The 19688-nt window shown below is 38.7% G+C and carries 16 protein-coding genes; 15 read left to right on the forward strand and 1 reads right to left on the reverse strand.

Going from position 1 to position 19688, the window contains the following annotated elements; genetic code table 11:
* Positions 1-71: 71 nt before the first annotated feature.
* From AC25CA_RS05005 to AC25CA_RS05075, 15 genes are all read left to right on the forward strand, one after another.
* Positions 72-1190: a GGDEF domain-containing protein gene (locus AC25CA_RS05005; protein ID WP_486815952.1), complete on the forward strand. Its 1119-nt coding sequence runs from the start codon at positions 72-74 to the stop codon at positions 1188-1190.
* A 255-nt stretch (positions 1191-1445) separates the two neighbouring features.
* On the forward strand, positions 1446-2309 hold the full coding sequence (fba, locus tag AC25CA_RS05010; protein ID WP_486816595.1) for a class II fructose-1,6-bisphosphate aldolase: 864 nt from the start codon (positions 1446-1448) through the stop codon (positions 2307-2309).
* A gap of 206 nt (positions 2310-2515) precedes the next feature.
* Positions 2516-3979 carry a hypothetical protein gene (locus AC25CA_RS05015; protein WP_486815953.1) on the forward strand — a complete coding sequence of 488 codons (1464 nt, stop codon included), beginning with the start codon at positions 2516-2518 and terminating at the stop codon, positions 3977-3979.
* A gap of 359 nt (positions 3980-4338) precedes the next feature.
* Positions 4339-5043 (forward strand): DUF6773 family protein, encoded by a 705-nt coding sequence (locus AC25CA_RS05020; protein ID WP_486815954.1) that lies wholly within the window; start codon positions 4339-4341, stop codon positions 5041-5043.
* Positions 5044-5062: 19 nt separating this feature from the next.
* A complete protein-coding gene (locus tag AC25CA_RS05025) occupies positions 5063-5257 on the forward strand; it encodes a helix-turn-helix transcriptional regulator (RefSeq protein ID WP_486815955.1) in 195 nt (64 codons plus the stop codon).
* A 3-nt stretch (positions 5258-5260) separates the two neighbouring features.
* Entirely contained in the window at positions 5261-5749 is a 489-nt protein-coding gene (locus tag AC25CA_RS05030; protein WP_486815956.1) for a GNAT family N-acetyltransferase, read from the forward strand.
* A gap of 353 nt (positions 5750-6102) precedes the next feature.
* A complete protein-coding gene (gene licT / locus AC25CA_RS05035) occupies positions 6103-6960 on the forward strand; it encodes a BglG family transcription antiterminator LicT (protein WP_486815957.1) in 858 nt (285 codons plus the stop codon).
* Between the two features lie 146 nt (positions 6961-7106).
* Positions 7107-9062 (forward strand): beta-glucoside-specific PTS transporter subunit IIABC, encoded by a 1956-nt coding sequence (locus AC25CA_RS05040; protein ID WP_486815958.1) that lies wholly within the window; start codon positions 7107-7109, stop codon positions 9060-9062.
* Positions 9059-10087, forward strand: coding sequence for an ADP-ribosylglycohydrolase family protein (locus tag AC25CA_RS05045; protein WP_486815959.1), 1029 nt, complete (start codon positions 9059-9061; stop codon positions 10085-10087). Before AC25CA_RS05040 ends, AC25CA_RS05045 begins: the two co-directional genes overlap by 4 nt.
* A 214-nt stretch (positions 10088-10301) precedes the next feature.
* A complete protein-coding gene (locus tag AC25CA_RS05050; RefSeq protein WP_486815960.1) occupies positions 10302-10670 on the forward strand; it encodes a hypothetical protein in 369 nt (122 codons plus the stop codon).
* A gap of 24 nt (positions 10671-10694) precedes the next feature.
* A complete protein-coding gene (locus tag AC25CA_RS05055; RefSeq protein ID WP_486815961.1) occupies positions 10695-11057 on the forward strand; it encodes a hypothetical protein in 363 nt (120 codons plus the stop codon).
* 299 nt (positions 11058-11356) lie between these two features.
* A complete protein-coding gene (locus AC25CA_RS05060; RefSeq protein ID WP_486815962.1) occupies positions 11357-13591 on the forward strand; it encodes an AAA family ATPase in 2235 nt (744 codons plus the stop codon).
* A 2-nt stretch (positions 13592-13593) separates the two neighbouring features.
* Positions 13594-15456: a UvrD-helicase domain-containing protein gene (locus AC25CA_RS05065; RefSeq protein WP_486815963.1), complete on the forward strand. Its 1863-nt coding sequence runs from the start codon at positions 13594-13596 to the stop codon at positions 15454-15456.
* Between the two features lie 297 nt (positions 15457-15753).
* Positions 15754-15969, forward strand: coding sequence for a hypothetical protein (locus AC25CA_RS05070; RefSeq protein WP_486815964.1), 216 nt, complete (start codon positions 15754-15756; stop codon positions 15967-15969).
* A 154-nt stretch (positions 15970-16123) separates the two neighbouring features.
* Positions 16124-17107 (forward strand): Fic family protein, encoded by a 984-nt coding sequence (locus AC25CA_RS05075; RefSeq protein WP_486815965.1) that lies wholly within the window; start codon positions 16124-16126, stop codon positions 17105-17107.
* An 83-nt stretch (positions 17108-17190) separates the two neighbouring features.
* Here the strand turns inward: AC25CA_RS05075 and AC25CA_RS05080 are convergent, their stop codons facing one another.
* Entirely contained in the window at positions 17191-19581 is a 2391-nt protein-coding gene (locus AC25CA_RS05080; protein ID WP_486815966.1) for an ATP-dependent Clp protease ATP-binding subunit, read from the reverse strand.
* Positions 19582-19688 lie beyond the last annotated feature (107 nt).

Raw genomic sequence — 19688 nt, forward strand, 5'->3', positions numbered from 1 at the left:
TTAGAAAATGATTCGTTTTCCTTCTGACTTAGTCGGGAATGGATTGACAAAAAGGTAAGGTGGGGATCGACATGGCATTATTTTTAACCTTCGATATTAATTTCTTTTCAGCATTAATGCTAGTTATTTTATATGTAACGATGAGACTGAGGCGAGATACGACGGGAACGTCGAACCGCTTGTTTTTTCGGCTGTTGTGGGTGACTGTTTTTCTTTTACTTTTAGAAGTTTTATCTTGGGCATTTGATGGCGTGCCGGATCAAAATAAGTTGAATTATTTTTTTAATTTTGCCTTTGCTTGGTTAACTTCTTCTGCGACATGTTTATTGGCATCCTATATTGACTATCATATTTTTGGCTCGTATCAGCGACTTAAAAGGCGATGGTTTTATTTACATCCATTTATAATTACAGGTTTACTTTTACTTATTAATAAGTTTGTGCCTCTTATTTTCACCATTAGTCCAGATAATATTTATAGCCGAGAGCCAGGTATGTTTCTTCTTCCAATTTTGAATGTTTCGGTTTTTCTTTATGTGTGCCTATTAGCCTATCGTCAGCGAAAGCAGGTACAAAAAGAAGTTTTGTATATAATTTTATTGTATGTTTCATTTCCTGCAATGGCCGCTTTTCTTCAAGTAGCCCTTTTTGGCGTATTTATCCTTTGGCCAACTATGGCGATGATGGTCGTGTTGACATATATATTTTTAGAGACAGTTTCAACTTCCAAAGATTACTTGACAGGTCTTTTAAGTCGTCAACGTATTGATTCTTACTTGGAGTATATGTTGGAGCAGCAAAGGTCTTTTATTTTTGTCATGCTTGATTTGGATGATTTCAAAACAATTAATGATCGCTATGGCCACTTAAGTGGTGATTTAGCCTTGCAGGCATTTTCGAATTCATTGCTGAAGCAGTTTTTTGATGAAAAATTGGTGGGACGATATGCAGGCGATGAGTTTGTATTGGTATTGGAGAAGGTAGATGTAGAGGGCCTGAAAGCAAAACTGCAGTCCGTCGAAAAGGAAATGAAAACGCAATACGAAGCGGGAAATCTTGAGTTTCCCATTCACTTCAGCTATGGTTTCTACGAGCGGGAAGCCAAGGATCATATTAGCTATGAGAATATGATTAGCCTTGCAGATGAACGGATGTATAGCAATAAGCGGAGCCATAAAGGCGAAATATAGCGGGGAAAATCGAAAAAAAGTAGTCTTTTTATTTATTGCTTTATGAGAGCAGGGGTATTAAAACGTTTTCATTCAATGAAATCATGAAATCCTGTAAAAATACACAAAAAGAGATAAATGTAAGTGCGTGAAATCGTGTAAACTATGGTATAATTCGAATGTATGAGATAAAAGATATCCAAGGATATTTGTTATCTTGATCATATTTATGGTAAGAACATAGGGTGTGTATGAAGATCTAAAGGAGGTTTCATGATGTTAGTTACAACAACAAAAATGTTAAAAGATGCTGTTGCGGGGCAATATGCGGTTGGTCATTTCAACATCAACAATCTTGAGTGGACAAAAGCGGTTCTATTGACAGCACAAGAAAACAATTCACCAGTTATTCTAGGCGTATCAGAAGGTGCGGCAAAATATATGGGTGGATTTGATACCGTAGTCGGCATGGTAAACGGCATGTTGAAAGGTTTGAAAATAACGGTTCCTGTTGCATTGCATTTGGATCACGGCAGCTACGAAGGTGCTCAAGCGGCAATGGAAGCTGGTTTTTCTTCTGTAATGTTCGATGGTTCTCATTATGATATTGATGAAAACATCAAAAAGACACAAGAAATTATCGCAATTGCGAATTCAAAAGGTATCTCAGTTGAAGCAGAAGTTGGTTCTATTGGTGGCGAAGAAGACGGCGTTGTTGGCGCTGGTGAAATTGCCAATCCAAAAGAGTGCAAACTAATTGCTGATTTGGGTGTTGATTTGTTAGCCGCAGGCATTGGTAATATTCATGGTGCATATCCAGAAAACTGGGCTGGTCTTGATTTCGGTGCTTTGGCAGCGATTAAAGCAGAAACAGGTGATATGCCTTTGGTTCTTCATGGTGGAACGGGTATCCCTGTTGAGATGATCACAGAAGCGATTTCTCTAGGCGTTGCGAAAATCAACGTGAATACAGAATGCCAATGGTCATTTGCAGCAGCCTTGCGCGAATACTTCGAAGCGAAAAAAGACTTAGAAGGTAAAGGATTTGACCCTCGCAAGATCAACGGACCTGGAATCGAAGCGATCAAAGCGACTGTAAAAGAAAAAATGGAGATCTTCGGATCTATTAATAAAGCATAAATGAAAAGAGCCTTCGGGCTCTTTTTTTTTGAGTAAAAGGATTTTCGATATAGGAAATCGGGTTTTTAGAAAAAGATGAAACTTTTCTATGGGTGTTGCATCTAGTATGGTTGATTTTCTTGGCTAGCCAGTCTGCTTTTATAAGAGTTGTAAATATATGGAATTCTAACACATTAAGTGATAAGCTTAAAAAAAGGATGGTGACAATGATGAAAAAAATAGGATTTCTTATAGTCGTAGTAAGTATGCTTATGCTAGGGTCTTATGCTTTTGCTGATACAGGAGCAAGGGAAGAAGAGGCTGATGGGATTCAAGTGGATTTGCTGCTGGAGGCTGAGAAAACGAGTCATGAAGGGATGCTGATTGGTGAAGTCACGATCCTTTCATCGGGTGAGATTTTAGTCGTATCATTCGATGGAAATGAGGCGAGTATTCAAAAGGTATCAGCTGTTGGAAATGTGCCAGTCATTGATCCACTGATCGTTTTAGGAGAGTGGGATACGCCAAGGAATATTTTGGTCAATGAGATGCTCAATGAATTTGTAGTTTCACGTTATGGATTGGCCTATCGGTTGGATGGAGACTTTCAAGATATAAGGTGGTTTCATGGCATGAATTATGGGCGTGAACCTTTAGATGCGAAAGGTACGGCGATTGCTTATATGGGGGAGAGACATTTGAATTTCAACCATGTAGTAGTGGAAGAAAATGAAGAGGACTACGGTGACATAGAATGGGATGGCAAGGAATACTGGATTGATAAACGTGAACTTTCACGTGATTTAGGTTGGGAAAGTGGTACTGAGTTTCAGAAACTTGCTTTTGGGGATCAGGAGACCGACCTCTTTTTTCTTTTGAAAAGCCCCGCTGGTGAGTGGACGATTGATCAGGTGCAAGTTGATTATACTGACAGGTTGCCATACCTCAAATTTATGAGAGAGGAAGGGAAAGACCCAATCGTGCTTGCTGACTTATCAACAGAGCGGATTCCCACCCTGTTCGAATATGACCAGGATGAATTTCAGATTGTAGATAGTGAAGGGCAAGAGGGTAGATCGATAATCTTGCGTTATGATGGCAATGGGGCACTTATTGATTCGGCCCATGTTCCAGGTGAAGCCATTTGCTTTGATATGCAAGGCAATCGAACAGTGATTTCAACTCGTGGAGCGGATGATAAGGATCGTGTATTCCTCGTATATTGGGAAGGCAAGCCAGATCTGTCAGAACCCTTACTTATGAGTAGCAGCCCCCGCGCATTGATACAAGAAAAGACGAGAAGTGGTGAAACGAAGGCAGTCTTTGGTGATGGCAAGTATGGACTCCTTAAGAAGGAAGATAATGAGACGGGCCGAGTGGAGTATCAAGCACCACTTCGATCAAATGCATCAAAGTTTAAGCTTCAGATTCCATTTGTCGACCTTCTATCCAAGCTGGGAGATGATCGTAATTTAACGATTCTTTATGGCAAGGAACAAATCAAGATTCCGATGCAGGTCTTGGACGCGCGAGAATTGCTGAAACAATTGCCTTGTGAAACGGGTGCGACGATCGAGATTCAGCTGATCCGTGGAGAAGATGGTAGAGTGAAAGTCACCGCAGAATTATTTGTAGTAGAAGAGATTAACGCTAAAACCAAACTCGTTCATCGGGTAAATCTTCCATTATAATTATGCAGTCGAATAGTACTAAATAAATGGATTGAAAGTCAGTGCGCAGGCACTGGCTTTTTACTTATGAGGAAGAATCCTCGAGAGATGATTTATTCCCCTTTCGGCCATAGTTACTTGTTGAATGGTAGATTTACTTTGAAATAACAAAATAGAGAAAACATGGATCATATTGCCTAGCCACCTTAGGATAAAGGCGAGGCAATTAAGCACTGTAGTGATAATTCGCAATGCGAAGTGGGAATTTGCAGTTAAAGTCATCAAATATGTAAGATATAACTTGCATATGGAACATATAATTGACATTAGGCAATATATATAGTATTCTGGAGCCAGACATAAGAAAAGGTAGGTAGACGATGACACTTAAGGATTTATTTATATCGATAGCATCAAAAGATGAACGAATAAGAATGGAGACCAATCGAATTGCTAGCAAACTTCTATTTTTAGAACTCGGACTTGTACTGGCTACATTGGTAATGAAGAGATTCATACTTCAGTATCCAATTAAAGCGTGTGCGCTAGAGGGCATCATTTTATTCATTTCGATCCTTTATTATGTAGGATATACGCTTCATTTGCAGGTTCCTTTTAAAAAAAGTCCAGATGAAAGCATAGGAATTCTTCAAGAAAAAATATTGAGCTATACTTTTCATCTCACGTTGTATTTGCTTGTTTTTGGTGAATTATTGATGGCTTTTATGATCGAAGATGTTCTTCAAATTGTATGGTATTTTCCGGCGTGGTTGATACCAGGTTCTATTTATTCGTTTCAAATCGTTAAAAAGGGGCTCTTCATTTGGGGAACACAGAAAAATAAGACGGATTCATTGAAGCGGTTAAAGCTAAGTGCGGTTATTTGTAGTATCCTCCATGGATTAATTCTTTCTTGGGATCATATTGTGGTAGAGGGAAGCTTCCAACCATCTGGGCTTATGTGGATACTTTTATTGGCTGTTATGTTTGGATTTCCATTTTATTTTATGATGAAAATGCTGGTGAACAAATCGGAGAAACAAGCGAATAAACAAATTGAAAATCTGGAAACCGAGAATGCTTAGGAAGAAGGTTGGATGATTGATGAAGAATAAGCGATTAAAGATAGCTAGAATTGAACGGGATATATCTCAAGAACAATTAGCTGATGCAATTGGTGTTACAAGACAGACCATAGGTCTTATTGAAGGTGGAAAGTATAATCCTTCATTGAAACTTTGCATTGCCATTTGTAAGGTGTTGGGTAAAACACTCGATGAATTATTCTGGGAGGATTAAGTTATGATTATTTGTAGAAAATATAATCAAGAGGATGATCAGTTTTTACGAGAAATGCTATTTGAAGCTGTTTTTTGGAGTCGAGCAGATGATGAGCGGCCATCACTAGAAGAAGGGCTATCCTACGACTATACCAAACATATACTTGTAGATTTCGGTAATCAGAAGGGTGATCTTGCAATTATTGCTGAGATTGATGGAATAAAAGCGGGTGCTGCCTTTATTCGGTATTGGAATGATGATATAAATATTCGAGGCTATATTTCTGAGGATATTCCCGTTCTTGTTATTGGTGTAGTTGAAGGGTATAGACGCCAAGGTGTTGGTAGTATCTTAATAGAGTCATTGAAAACGACTGCCATTGAGAATCATATTTCAAAAATCAGTTTATGTGTGACCAAGAGCAATGTGGCCTATCATCTTTATACCAAGCAAAATTTTAAAATTGTAGAGGATATTGATTCCTCTTATAATATGCTTTGGGAAGCTTAAGCATTTGTTTTACTCTTCAAATCAATTGCTAATTGATCTTGTTTTCTTCCGGCTCCTTCTTTGCATGATATTCAGTGCGCTTAGATCTCTCATCGAAACGAATGATAAGCTAAATTATTTGCCAGAGAATCTTTGCTAAAGTGATACAAGGCAGGAAAAAAAGCAAGAGGTCATGTTTAAAGAGATGAAAAAATTGTGGGTTGACTTCCAAAAAACGGAATGATATGCTTTATTTAATAGAACAACTTGGATAGTTACTGATCATGCAGGCTATACCTTTAATTTGATTAAAGGTATAGCCTTTTTTATTTGGAAAAATTGATAATTCTATTTTAAAGAGAAGGGGTGAATCAGTGGTAATTTGCAAAGTATTAAACAATAATGTTGTCGTAGTGGAAGATGCACATGGGAAGGAACAAATCCTAATGGGGTGCGGAATCGCTTTTGGCAAGCGAACGGGAGATTTTGTTGCAAAAAAAGACATCGAAAAAGTATTTGCATTGACTTCGGCAGACGTGTCTGGTAAATTTCAAGAGCTCATTTCTGAAATTCCGATGGAGAGTATGGAAGTCTCGGCTGAAATTATTTCTTATGCAAAAACAAAGTTGGGAAAGAAGTTGAATGACAGTATTTATATTTCATTGACCGATCATTTACACACAGCAATCGAGCGACATAAAGCTGGAATTGCAGTGAAAAATGTTTTGCTATGGGATATCAAGCGATTTTTTGCAGACGAGTATCAAATTGGTATTCGGGCGCTTGATATGGTTGAAGAAAGCTTTGATATTCGGCTACCCAATGATGAAGCAGGATTTCTTGCTTTGCATATCGTCAATGCAGAAATGGACGAAGTGACAGAAAATATGTATGAGATTACAAGTGTCATGCAAGAGATCACAAGCATTGTGAAATACTATTTCAAGATTGAATTTGATGAAGAATCCGTCTATTTTTATCGATTCGTTACACATTTGAAATTTTTTGCGCAACGGCTGATCAACCTCAATAATTATGCAGATGAAAACGACGATAATTTATTGGAAACAATTCGCGAAAAGTATCCAGATGCCTATCTCTGTGTCATGCGAATCGGACATTATATTCAAGAAAAATACCACTACACCATGTCCAATGAAGAAAAACTATATCTAACGATTCATATCGCAAGGGTGGTTGCAAAAAATCCAAAACGCTTGCTTCAACAATAATCAATTCAAAATGGAACTGGTAAGAGAAAAATACAGAAAGGACGTGATGCTGGGATCAGCGACACGATTTGTGTGGCTTTAGGGTAGTAACATTCAGTTGGCTAGACCTTCAATTTCAAAACTATAACGATTTGGAGGAAGAATTTATGATGAAGTACGAGGAACTAACAAAAGATATTATTCGGTATATTGGGGGAGAAGACAATATTATTACGGTCACCCACTGCCTGACTCGATTGCGATTTGCTTTAAAAGACATGTCGCTAGTTGATGAAAAGGCCTTGCTGGAGCGAGATGGGATTGTTACCGCTCAAGCATCAGGTGGAAACTATCAAGTGGTGATTGGTTCTCATGTTTCTAACGTGCATAAGACTTTGGTGAGTCAACTTGGCTTAGATCCAAATGAACAAGTGGAAGTTATCGCAAAAAAAGGCGTACTTAATAATATCATTGATATTATTACAAAGGTGATCACCCCAGTTTTGAGCGTACTAATCGCGACCGGATTGATCCAAGGTACCCTTGCCTTGTTGACTGCAATTGGTGTTCTGCAACCGACAGATGGCGCTTATGTTTTGTTACATGCCATGGGCAATGCACTCTTTCAATTTTTCCCAATTATTTTAGGTTACACAAGTGCCAAAGCATTTAACATGAGTGGTTATTTGGGCATGCTAATTGGCGGTATTATGGTTTTTCCTGGCATATCAGAGAGTCTTGCTGGCGGAGAGGTTGCCTATACCTTATTTACAGGGACAATTTTTCAAACGGAAATATTTAAAACATTCTTCAATATCCCCATTATGTTTCCTGTAACTGGATATGCATCATCGGTAATTCCAATTATCCTAGCTAACTATTTTGCATCAAAGGTCGAGCATTTTTGGAACAAGCGGATCCCAGATATTGTTGGATTTACACTGGTTCCATTTTTAACCCTGATGATTGCTGCACCCATCGTGATATTAGTGATTGGACCCATTGCAAATTTTGCTTCACTGATTATCACCGCTGCAGTAACGGGGCTATATGATATTTCACCAATTCTGACAGCAATTGTTGTAGCTTTTGTTTATCAGCCGCTTGTTATTCTTGGTTTGCACTGGCCGTTGATAACATTGGCAATCACCAATTACATTGCAACCGGCAGTGATTATATTTTACCTATGATTTTCACCGCATCGTTTGCACAGACGGCGGTTGTTCTCGCTGTTTATATGCGAACAAAATCCAAGAAAATGAAAGGCATCTGTATTCCAGCCATGATTTCGGGCATGTTTTGCATAATTGAGCCGGCGATCTATGGTGTTACATTACCAGTAAAAAAACGTTTTGCTTTTTCCATGGTGGGTGGCGTTGTAGGTGCAGCTGTTTTGGCTGCTTTGAATGTGAAGATGTATGCAATTTCAGTGGGAATGTTAGGGATTGTTGGCTTTTTAAATCCTGAGAATTCTTCCATGACTGGACTCATTATTGCAGTTGTTGCAACGACTGCGGCCATGGTGGTTGCATTTTCATTGACCTACTTCACTTTTGGAACAGATTTAAAAGATAGTGATGAAAGTGAGTCCGTATCATCAAAAGGGAGATTGAGACCTTTATATAATAAAATATCTCTTGTATCACCAATAAAAGGGAAGCTTTTGCCGCTCAGTCAAGCAGAAGATGCTGCATTTGCTAATGGTGCTCTTGGCAAGGGGGTTCTGGTGATCCCGAGCCAAGGAAAAGTTGTCGCTCCATGCGATGGCACGCTTACCACTTTTTTTGAAACAGGTCATGCTTTGGGCTTTACAGCAGACAATGGTGTTGAGATCCTTGTTCACGTAGGGAAAGATACGGTTCAATTGCAAGGCTCATATTTTAAAAAGTTAAAGGCACAAGGCGATCTTGTCAAAAAGGGTGACCTTGTTCTTGAATTTGATTTACAAGCAATTCAAGATCTCGGCTATAACATTGAAACTCCAATATTAATAACCAATTCGGATCAATACCTAGAGGTGGTTCCTTCAAATACGGATACCGTGAATGAGCTTGATCAGTTGATGACGATTATTCCTTTTCAATCAACAGCTGATGTGCAAGCAATTCGTGTGGAAGCATGATCGAAACAAATCGAAGTTTATTGAAAAGAGTGAAAGGCGTGTTGATTGGCTGTGCCCTAGGCGATGCCATGGGCATGCCGACGGAAATGTGGACCCGAGAGAAAATAAATAAGCGATATCCTACGGGTGTTAGCAAATTTGAAGCCACTTCACCCGATGATTTTTTTGGTCGAGAGATGGTTGCCGGTAGTGTGACGGATGACACCATCAATACGGTGATGATCCTCAATTCAATCGTTGAATGCAAAGGCTCATTAGATGCACAAAACTATATTTCATCCTTGATCAAGTGGCGGGAGAGTTCAGAAACGGCTGCGCTTGTTACGGGTCCTTCGACTATGCGAGCCCTCGACAAATTAGAAAAGGGAATTCCAATCGAAGAAACCGGAAAGTGGGGGACGACCAATGGTGCCGCCATGAAAATCGCTCCCATAGGCATCGTGTCGGATTATAGAAATCTTCAACAGTTGATTGAAAATGTTTATCAAATCTGCATGCCTACCCATAACACCAATATCGCCATAACCGGTGCATCCATTGTTGCAGCATGTGTGAGTTATGGGATCAGTGGTGGACAGTCTGTTGAGGATCTTTGGTCGTTGGCGGATCAAGTGATAGAAGCGGCCAAGGACATTGGTTGTGAAACGCCATCGGCATCACTACGTTTTAGATTGCAGGCAGTAAAACAAATGATCGAAGCAGAGACGAGCAGGGAAGGCGTCAACAAGCATCGGGTATTGGAACGAGTATACGATGAACTTGGCGCCTCATTTGAAACCATTGAGACGATACCAGCTGTATTTGCCATTATCCAACTTGCCAAGTGTGATCCACGAGAAGCTGCGTATTTGAGCGCAAGTCTTGGTGGTGACACGGATACGATTGGTGCAATTGCTGGCGCGATCTGTGGTGCAATGAACCCAGACTTTGATAATTCGATTGTTTCAGAGTTGGAATCGGTGAATGCATTGAATTTTGATAAACTGGCAGAATCCATCTTGCCATACTCGCCATATCTACGATAAAGAAGCAGCATATTCTTCATAAGCAAAGCCCTGATAATGATGAATTTATCATTTTCGGGGCTTTGCTATTATTCGCATGAAATATCCAACAAAACAAAAAATTTTGATTATTTATGGAACAATAGTGAATTAAATAGCAAATAAGTGGTAAAATGTTGTTGGATGAATTTGTAAATCAAGAAAGAACTCGATGATGCGCAGGAGGCGAATAATCATGTTGTTGCCATATCTTTTGGGGGTTGCTGTTGTCTATGTATCAGCAATTGAAGCAATCAATGAATTTGAGGATGCCAAGGTTCGAGAATATAAGATGTGGTACTACAAAGATGAAGCGATTCCTCCGGGGAAGCTCTTAAAAGCATTTGTAGGAAACATCCTATATGGTTTTAGTTTTCATTATGAATTTTCTGCCCATGCAGCCATGATCAGCATACTTTGTATAACGGTTTTAAGTGAATTTGCTTCGTGGAAGCGATTAAAAGAATACAGGAAGCCAGGAGAGTTGATTGCATCAACGATTTTACTCGTTGTCATTTGTACCTTTACACTGAAATATTGGGACTGGTATACGTTGGTAAAATAATGAGAGATCACGGAGGCAAATAAAATGTGGGTACCATATTTGTTAAGCATCATAATAATAGCCATTACGATCTTTGAATCAATTTATGCATTTGAAGAAGCGAAGAAGAGGGAGTATATAAAACGAGGATTTGATGACCCACCGCCACCACCTAAGCGGATTTTACGAGTTATTGTAATTGTGATTTTTTTAGTCTATTGTTTGACCCTAGAAATTTCTGGTCATGTTGCTTCAGTGTGTATAATCCTTTTTTCCGTAGTTGAATGGCTCATCTCTTGGAAACGATTTAAGAGATATAAAACTTTCGGTGATTTAATTGCTTCAACAATGATGATTATATTGGTATCGCTTTTTGCATATCGACTTTGGGGTCTGTTCTCGATGTGATTCAGGAGGATGGTGGGAATAAGTGATTGGAGTAAAATGATTTCTTTAAACGTACGAGGAATCAGTTCAGTATGTGATTCATTTCAAGAGTCGGTATTTAGGATAAAGTACATGAACTGTACTATAAATAAATGCAGTTTTTTCAAATACTAAAAAATAGTAGTCCAGAAACTAGGAATATGGAAAAAGTAGTCCTCAAGGTCTGATTTGATTATCCTAAAAGAACTTTTTTACTCGGTAGCTTAAATGCCTATAATATATTAATAATTAACAAACCAACCAATGTATGGAGGAATAGCATGAAGATAAAATATGTAGATATTCAGAATTTCAGAAAACTAAAAAAATGTGAAGTCGAAATTTCTGAAAAGCAAACTATATTTGTAGGGGCGAATAACAGTGGTAAGACTTCGGCAATTATTGCGATGCAGTATTTCATAGAGCGTAAAAAGCTTTCAGGTACTGACATTTCATTGTGTAACTGGGATGCAATTAACGAAATAGGTAAAAGATGGTTAGTTGATGAAAGTATTGACTTGAAAAAGGATGAAAAAGATTTAATTAAATTAATGCCTACATTAGATGTATGGATTTCATTGATACCAAGTGAATACTTCCATTTTCAAGGTACACTTACAAGTATTGGCTCTTTTGGTAGGTTGGCAGGCTTCAGGTCAATTTATATGCCGAAAAAGCTGGAAGATCTTTTTAAAGATTTTATCGAGAAAAAGAATAGAGTAAGTGAAATAGAAACACATATTGAGGCCAAGAGTAAGAAGAGGCCTGAGTTATGGCCAAGAAATCTTAAAGAATTCATCGAGGAAAGGATAGAGAGTTATTTTGAGTATAAGACATATGCATTAGATAGTAGTAGGCTTGCTTTGGAACCAGAGGGAGAGCGTTGTTTTGACTTACCATCTAAGTCATTACCGTTAAAAAAAGATATACTCAGTAATATTGTGAAAATCAGTATGATACCGGCATCGAGAGGGTTTAACGATACTAACGAGGAAAAAGTAGGCTACAATGGAAAACTCTCATCTCAACTTCAAAGCTATTATAGTCATTTTCTAGATCCTACAGATGGACCGAGTAATGATGATGCAGATGCCTTGATGGCAATTATAAATGCAAAAGAAACCTTTGATAACGAACTGAAGAGAAGTTTTGAAGAACCTTTCAATGAGCTTGAAAATGTTGGTTATCCTGGTGTTTCAAGTCCGCGTTTGGTTCTATCTAGTAAAGTAGAGCCGGTAACTAGCTTGAATCATAGATCAGCGGTACAATATGAGATTGATCGATTTAAAGGGGAGGATGGTAATGAACCATACCGTTTGCCGGAGCAATACAATGGACTGGGTTACCAGAATCTTATTTCAATGGTGTTTCACCTAATTCGTTTTAGAGATGAGTGGTTAAAAAAAGTTAAGGTCGAGAAAGATGAGGATGAGCAAGCGTTAAAGATTCAACCAATTCACCTGGTTTTAATTGAGGAACCAGAGGCACATCTGCATAGCCAGGTTCAGCAGGTGTTTATCCGTAAGGCGATGGAAATACTAGGGAATGACGATTGGCTTCGTAAGAATTGTAATTATAAGTCTCAGATGGTTCTTAGTACTCATTCTGGAGATATTGCTCATGAAGTCGATTTCTCAGATTTAAGGTATTTTGAGCGTCTTGAAGTTAATAATTCTACGACGATACCGATGGTTAAAGTTAAGAATTTGTCTAAGGTCTTTGGGAATGGGGATAATACTACAAGATTTGTTAAGCGCTATTTGAAATCTACTCATTGTGACCTTTTCTTTGCTGATGGAATTATTGCTGTTGAAGGGGCTGCAGAAAGAATGCTGGTGCCACAATTCATAGAGCATCACTATCGTGAACTGTCTACAAGCTATATTTCTTTGTTAGAAATAGGTGGCAGTCATGCACACAGGCTTAAGCCTCTGATTGAGCTATTGAATGTACCTACATTGATTATTACTGATCTTGATGCTGCAATAAAAAATGATAACGGAAGATGGGAAAAAAAAATGCCCCAAAAGGGGGGAAAGCAGCAAACAAATAATGGAACGATTAAAAAATGGGTTATTTGTGAAAATGACATTGATAAGCTACTTAGTTTGTCCTTTGATAAGAAAGTAAGTGGTAATACTAGAATTGCCTATCAAGGAGAAGTTGACATTACACATCGTAAGAAGAATATTAAATTTGTAGCCAATACATTCGAGGATGCACTTTTTTATCATAATATCGAATTCTTTGGAAATCAAGATGGAGGAAGCATGATGAAGGGGTTGAAGGAAGCTGCAAAGATGTCTTCCAAGGATGATGTGATGCAAGGTGCTTTTGATGCAATTAAAAAGGGGAATAAAGGTGAGTTTGCATTGGACTTACTTATGGCAGAAAAATTTAGTGATTTGGTAATCCCGAAGTATATTGCAGAAGGCCTGAAGTGGATTGAGGAAGAGTTAAACAAGAGAAAGAAGAATCTAAGCCTTAGTGAATCGCTCACGAAGGAGGCTGAATAATAATGTTTAATGAGAAAAAACTTCCTGATAATCATGTTGATGATTGGGTCGATGAGGAAATACTTTCGTGTATTAATCTGGAAAATCCAAAGAGTTTTGTATTATATGCAGGTGCAGGCTCAGGTAAAACCAGATCTCTTGTAAAACTTCTTACTAACATTCCAGAAAGCGTAAGAAACGGCATGAATTCCTATGGACGGCAGGTAGCAGTTATTACTTATACAAATGCAGCGAGCGATGAAATTAGAAGTCGTATAAAATTTGATTCGCTTTATCATATTTCAACAATTCATAGCTTTGCCTGGACGATTATTGAGGGGTATACAGAGGATATTCGAAGGTGGCTGAAGACTCAACTTAAAAATGATATTGAAGTGCTGGAAAATAAGATTGAAAGAGCACGAAAAGCGTCAGCAAAAGAGGGATATATACGTAAGCGTAATAAAAAAGAAGAACGCTTAAAATTGATCAATGGCGTTCTTCAATTTATATATAGTCCAACAGGGAATAATACATCGATTGATTCCCTTACGCATGCAGAGGTGATTAAAATCTGTGCATTCTTTATTAATGAAGAGCCAGTGTTTAGAGAAATTCTTATTGGGCGTTTTCCGATTATACTTGTGGATGAAAGTCAAGATACTGCAAAACCGTTAATGGAAGCGTTACTAGAATTGCAGAAAAAGCAGTCGCATCAAATGACTTTAGGACTATTTGGTGATATGATGCAGCGAATATACATGGATGGGATGCCTAATCTTGAAGGGGAGATACCGGATTCCTGGGAGAGACTAGATAAGCAGATGAATCATAGGTCACAGAAGCGCATTGTGGAGCTTGTTAATAGTATACGAAATAATGGTGACAAGAAATTTCAGAGAAATAGAGAAGACAAACCAAATGGTCTAGTGCATGCCTTTCTTGTTGAGGGTATCAGAAGATCTATTCATCAGGTAGAAACAAAGGTTGTTGATGCAATGGTTGACTTAACTGGTGATTTGGATTGGGGCAATAATGAGTTGAGTTCACGGAGGTTGATTCTAGAGCATAGAATGGCGGCTAATAGATTAGGGTTTATTGAAGTCTTTAATGCAATCAATTCTGTGGGTTCTTACAAAGATAGTATTAAAGAGGGAAACCTAAAGGAACTGTTGTTTTTTACAGAACAGGTGTTTCCACTTATGGAAATGATAGAAGTAGGAGATGAATATAGTACCTGTCAAATTCTTGATGAATATTCCGAAAGGTATTCGAGTATTACTATTGGTGATCCAAGTGAGATAAAAAAAAGGCTTGATTGTTTTTTAGAAACGGTTATGTTGATGAGAGAAGCATGTATGGACGTTGAAGAGAATATATCAACATATACCCTTGTCAAATACTTGTATGATAATAAAATATTGAGCATTCCAGAGGATCTTGAGTCGGCATTGCTAGATTTTTATGAAAAAGAGAAAAGCAGCAACAAGTCTGTTGCTTGGTGTGGCGTTTACAATAGAAATATTGAAGAACTACGTATGCTTGCAGATTATTATTCTGATGCTACTGGTTACGCAACACATCAAGGAGTCAAGGGCCTTGAATACAAGCATGTTATGGGAATTATTAGCGATGATGAAGCGGTCGGGAACTCCTTTAGCTATGAAAAACTATTTGGTGTAAAGGAACTGACGATAACAGATAAAAAGAACATTAGAGAAGGTAGAGACAGCAGCTTGGGTAGGACGAACAGACTTTTTTATGTTTTGGCTTCTAGAGCGGAAGAAAGTCTTGCGCTTGTTATGTACACTGGTGATACTTTAGCTTTGAAGAAGTTTCTCATTGATAATGCATATTTTAATGATAATGAAATCACTGTATTATAAGAATCAGAGTACTCATCAAAAAGTATTTTGAAATGATTGACGGCAAAACTATTAATGTCTATGAAGTTCAAATAGGTACAGTTTGCCCATATTATATAAAGAGTAAAGGACTAAACTGGAAGGTGTGTATCTTTGACAAGGAGCATCTTTGGTTCCTGCATCATAATCAGCGATACATAAAATGATTAAAGAAACTGATGGGCATTTCTATGAGGGCCTACGGTCATTAAATCAGAACCTGGAATTTGAGGTTAAAAAAGAGTTCAAGAGCTCAGAGGTTGTTTTAAAGAACCGCAGATGAAAATACTTAAGATTATCGAGGATGATGGATTGCGTACCAATCTAGGAGTGTTGTTTTCGGATCAACGTAAGCATACAATTAAAGATGCTGTTTTTGAGGGAACCAGCAATAATTTACTCAATGATCGTTATGAATTCACTGGCTCGGTGTTAAGACAAATGAGGGAAGCGTATGCCTTCTTGAATAGGGAGATCGCACACAGTCAATTATAAAAGGATTTCAAAGGATGGAATAATTCATTATTCTATCGATACAAAAACTGATTTCAAATGTTGAGATCAGTTTTTTTGATTGTAGTGGATTTCGTTATTTAAATTTAATGACTTGTACGGTATACTTAATACAAGTCTAATAAGGAGGCGACCCATGTCATATAAACCACCTTTTTCAATAACGGAAAAAACAGTGACTTTAGTAGCAGATATCATGGAGCTGATAACAAGAATAACTATGAATGAAAGAAATGAAATCAATCCTAGATTGCGAAGAGAGAATAGAATAAAAACAATTCAAGCATCATTGGCAATTGAAAATAATTCATTATCTATTGATCAAGTAACAGCCATAGTAAATGGTCGACGCGTGTTAGGTCCAGGTCAAGATATTCGTGAGGTTCAGAATGCTTATGAAGCTTACGAGAAACTTCTGGAACTTAATCCGTTTCAGGTAGATTCATTATTAACTGCTCATCAAGTATTGATGAATGAACTCACTAAGGAGGCTGGGAGATTTCGTAGTGGTGGTGTGGGTGTTTTTGCTGGTGAGCAACTTGTTCATATGGCACCACCGGCACATTTGGTATCGGAGCAAATCTGTGAATTATTAAAATGGATGAAGACGACAGAAGTTCATCCACTAGTTAAAAGTTGTGTATTCCATTACGAATTTGAATTCATACATCCTTTTGCAGATGGTAATGGACGTATGGGACGTATGTGGCAGACTTTGATTCTATATAAATGGAAAAAAATATTTGGTTGGCTTCCTGTTGAATCCTTGATTAAGGATAGACAGGATCAATACTATAAAGTTTTAGGTCGGTGTGATCAGGAAGCAGATTCTGCTAAGTTTATAGAATTCTTGTTACAAGTCATTTATGATGCGCTACTTGACCTTCAACAAACCGAACAAGTGACGGTACAAGTAACCGAACAAGTATCGAAGTTATTGGGAGTGATGGGAAGAGAACCATTAAGCACAATAGAACTTATGAACTTGGTCGAACTTAAACATAGACCTACATTTAGAGATAATTATTTGCTGCCTGCTATAGAATTAGGGTATGTTGAAATGACGATACCAGATAAACCTAGAAGTAGTAAGCAGAAGTATAGAAAAATCAAAGGGTAATACTATCATAATCGTTTGCTTTTACAAGTAGATGGTAACTGTTGCATATGAAACGCCCCAGAAAATTTTCTGGGGCGTTGGTTTTACTCTGCGTGTTCAATTGTCAATTTGATCTTGTTGTCTTCTAAGTCAAAGACTGCGGTGTCGCCTTCTTTGAGTTCACCTCTTAAAAATCGCTCTGCCAACTCATCTTCAACGAGTCTTTGTAGGGTTCTTCTTAGTGGGCGTGCGCCGTACTGTACGCTGTAACCAAGTTCCACCAAGTGCTTCTTGGCTTCTTCTGTAATTTCCAGCTTCATTTTTTTTGCGTTGAGTTCCAAAGCAATCTCATTGATTTGAAGTTCGATAATCTCGGTGAGATGTTCGGGCTTCAATCGATGGAAAGCGATGATCTCGTCGATTCGATTCAAAAACTCGGGTCTAAAGAACTTTCTAAGGGCTTCTTTGGATGCTTCTGATTCCAGTTGATCACCTTGATTGCCGAAACCGAGGGTTGAACCTTTGGTTTGTGTGCCGGCGTTTGAGGTCATAATCATGACCGTATTTTCAAAGTGAACGGTACGTCCTTGGCTGTCTGTCAATCTGCCATCTTCAAGAATTTGAAGCAGCATGTGGAAGACATCCGGGTGTGCTTTCTCGATCTCATCGAGGAGGACAAGAGAATAAGGTTTTCTTCTAATCTTCTCAGTCAAGAATCCGCCTTGATCATAGCCCACATATCCGGGAGGCGCACCAATCAATTTTGATACGGTGTGCTTTTCCATATACTCAGACATATCCAATCGGATCATGGCTTCTTCTGAACCGAAGAGCTCAATGGCGACGCTTTTCGCTAATTCTGTTTTACCAACACCTGTTGGTCCCACAAAGATAAAGGATGCGGGTTTTCGTTCTCGATGGAAGCCGGAACGCTTTCTGCGAATGGTTTTTGAAAGGGCTTGTACTGCTTTATTCTGAGCGATGACACGTTTGTGTAAACGCTCTTCCAGTTGCAACAGACGATCGGCTTCGAATTCCGAAATCTTGTGGACTGGAATTTTGGTCCAAGCTTCAATTACATAGGCAATGTCTTCTCGAGTCAGTGCAATTTGACCGAACTGGTTTTCCAATTCCTCGATTTTTTTAACCAGACGCAATTCCTCTGATTTAAATTCAGCAGCTGCTTCATATTGTCCAACTTCAGCAGCTGATTCTTTCTCGTCCTGAGCCTTGATCAGATCTTCTTGAAGGGCTGCAATCTCAACTAGCCCTAAGTTCTTTAAGTTGGCTCGAGAACCGGCCTCGTCAATTACGTCAATGGCTTTGTCAGGTAAGAAACGGTCAGTAATATACCGTTCCGACATTTCCACTGCCGTTTCAATCAAGTCATCTGGAATAATTACCTTATGGTAGTCTTCGTAGTAGGAACGGATTCCCTTAAGGATTTCGACGGTTTCTTCAATGCTTGGTTCTTCAACGAGAATCGGTTGGAATCGACGTTCTAGCGCTGCGTCCTTTTCGATATACTTGCGGTATTCATCTAGGGTCGTTGCACCAATAATCTGTATCTCGCCTCGTGCCAAAGCAGGCTTTAAGATGTTTGCTGCATTCATAGCGCCGCTTTCTGCTTCACCAGCACCAGCGATATTATGAAGCTCATCAATGACGAGGATAATGTTGCCTTCTGTTGCCGCTTCTTTTAGAATGGCTTTCATGCGGTTCTCAAATTGTCCCCGGAACTGTGTTCCTGCAACAAGGGCTGTTAGATCTAAGAGATAAATTTCGCTGTTTAGTAGTTTCGCGGGAACTTTTTTCTCAGCAATCCGCACGGCCAAGCCTTCTGCAATGGCGGTTTTGCCGACACCGGGCTCACCGATGAGTACCGGGTTGTTCTTGCTTCTTCTATTTAGGATCTGCATCAAACGATCCACTTCACGATGGCGGCCAATGACACGGTCTAGGGAATGATTCTTGGCTAGATCCGTTAGATTGGTTCCATACGCTTCAAGGGCTTTTCGTTTCTTCTTCCTTTGATGCTTGATTTTTGTCTTTTTGCCGCTCTTTGAAGAGGCAGTTTCATGGGAATGATCGTGTTCTTCATCCGGCATGTCTTCAGCTTCGTCCTCATCCATGTCCTCGTCGTCCTCGTCTTCAGGACTTTCCAAGGCATCAAAATTTTTGTTGCTCATCATCGATTGTAATTGTTGAAAGATGGGGTTGTCATCCATCTCTTCAGGATCCATGATCATCATGCCTTGCATGGCTTCTTGCAATTCATCCTGATCAATGTTTGAAAATAATTTCATCATCTGTTCATTGAGGTTTTTATAATCCTCGCTGGACATATTCATTTGCTCCATCACTTGATCGATGGGTTCAATACCTAATTCTTTTGCGCATGGAATACAAAGACCCATTGTGGTTTGTTTTCCATCTTCCAGTTTGGTCGTGTAAACGACTGCGACGTTTTTTTTGCATCGTTCACAAAGCTTCATATACTCATCTCCATTTCTTGTCTATAAACACAATTTGTTACTACTTTGAGTGTATGCCATGAATCTTCGAATTGCAATGACACCAAGCGTTAATTTATGAAAAATTT

The sequence above is a fragment of the Gottschalkiaceae bacterium SANA genome (genome assembly GCA_036323355.1).
GTDB lineage: Bacteria > Bacillota > Clostridia > Tissierellales > GPF-1 > GPF-1.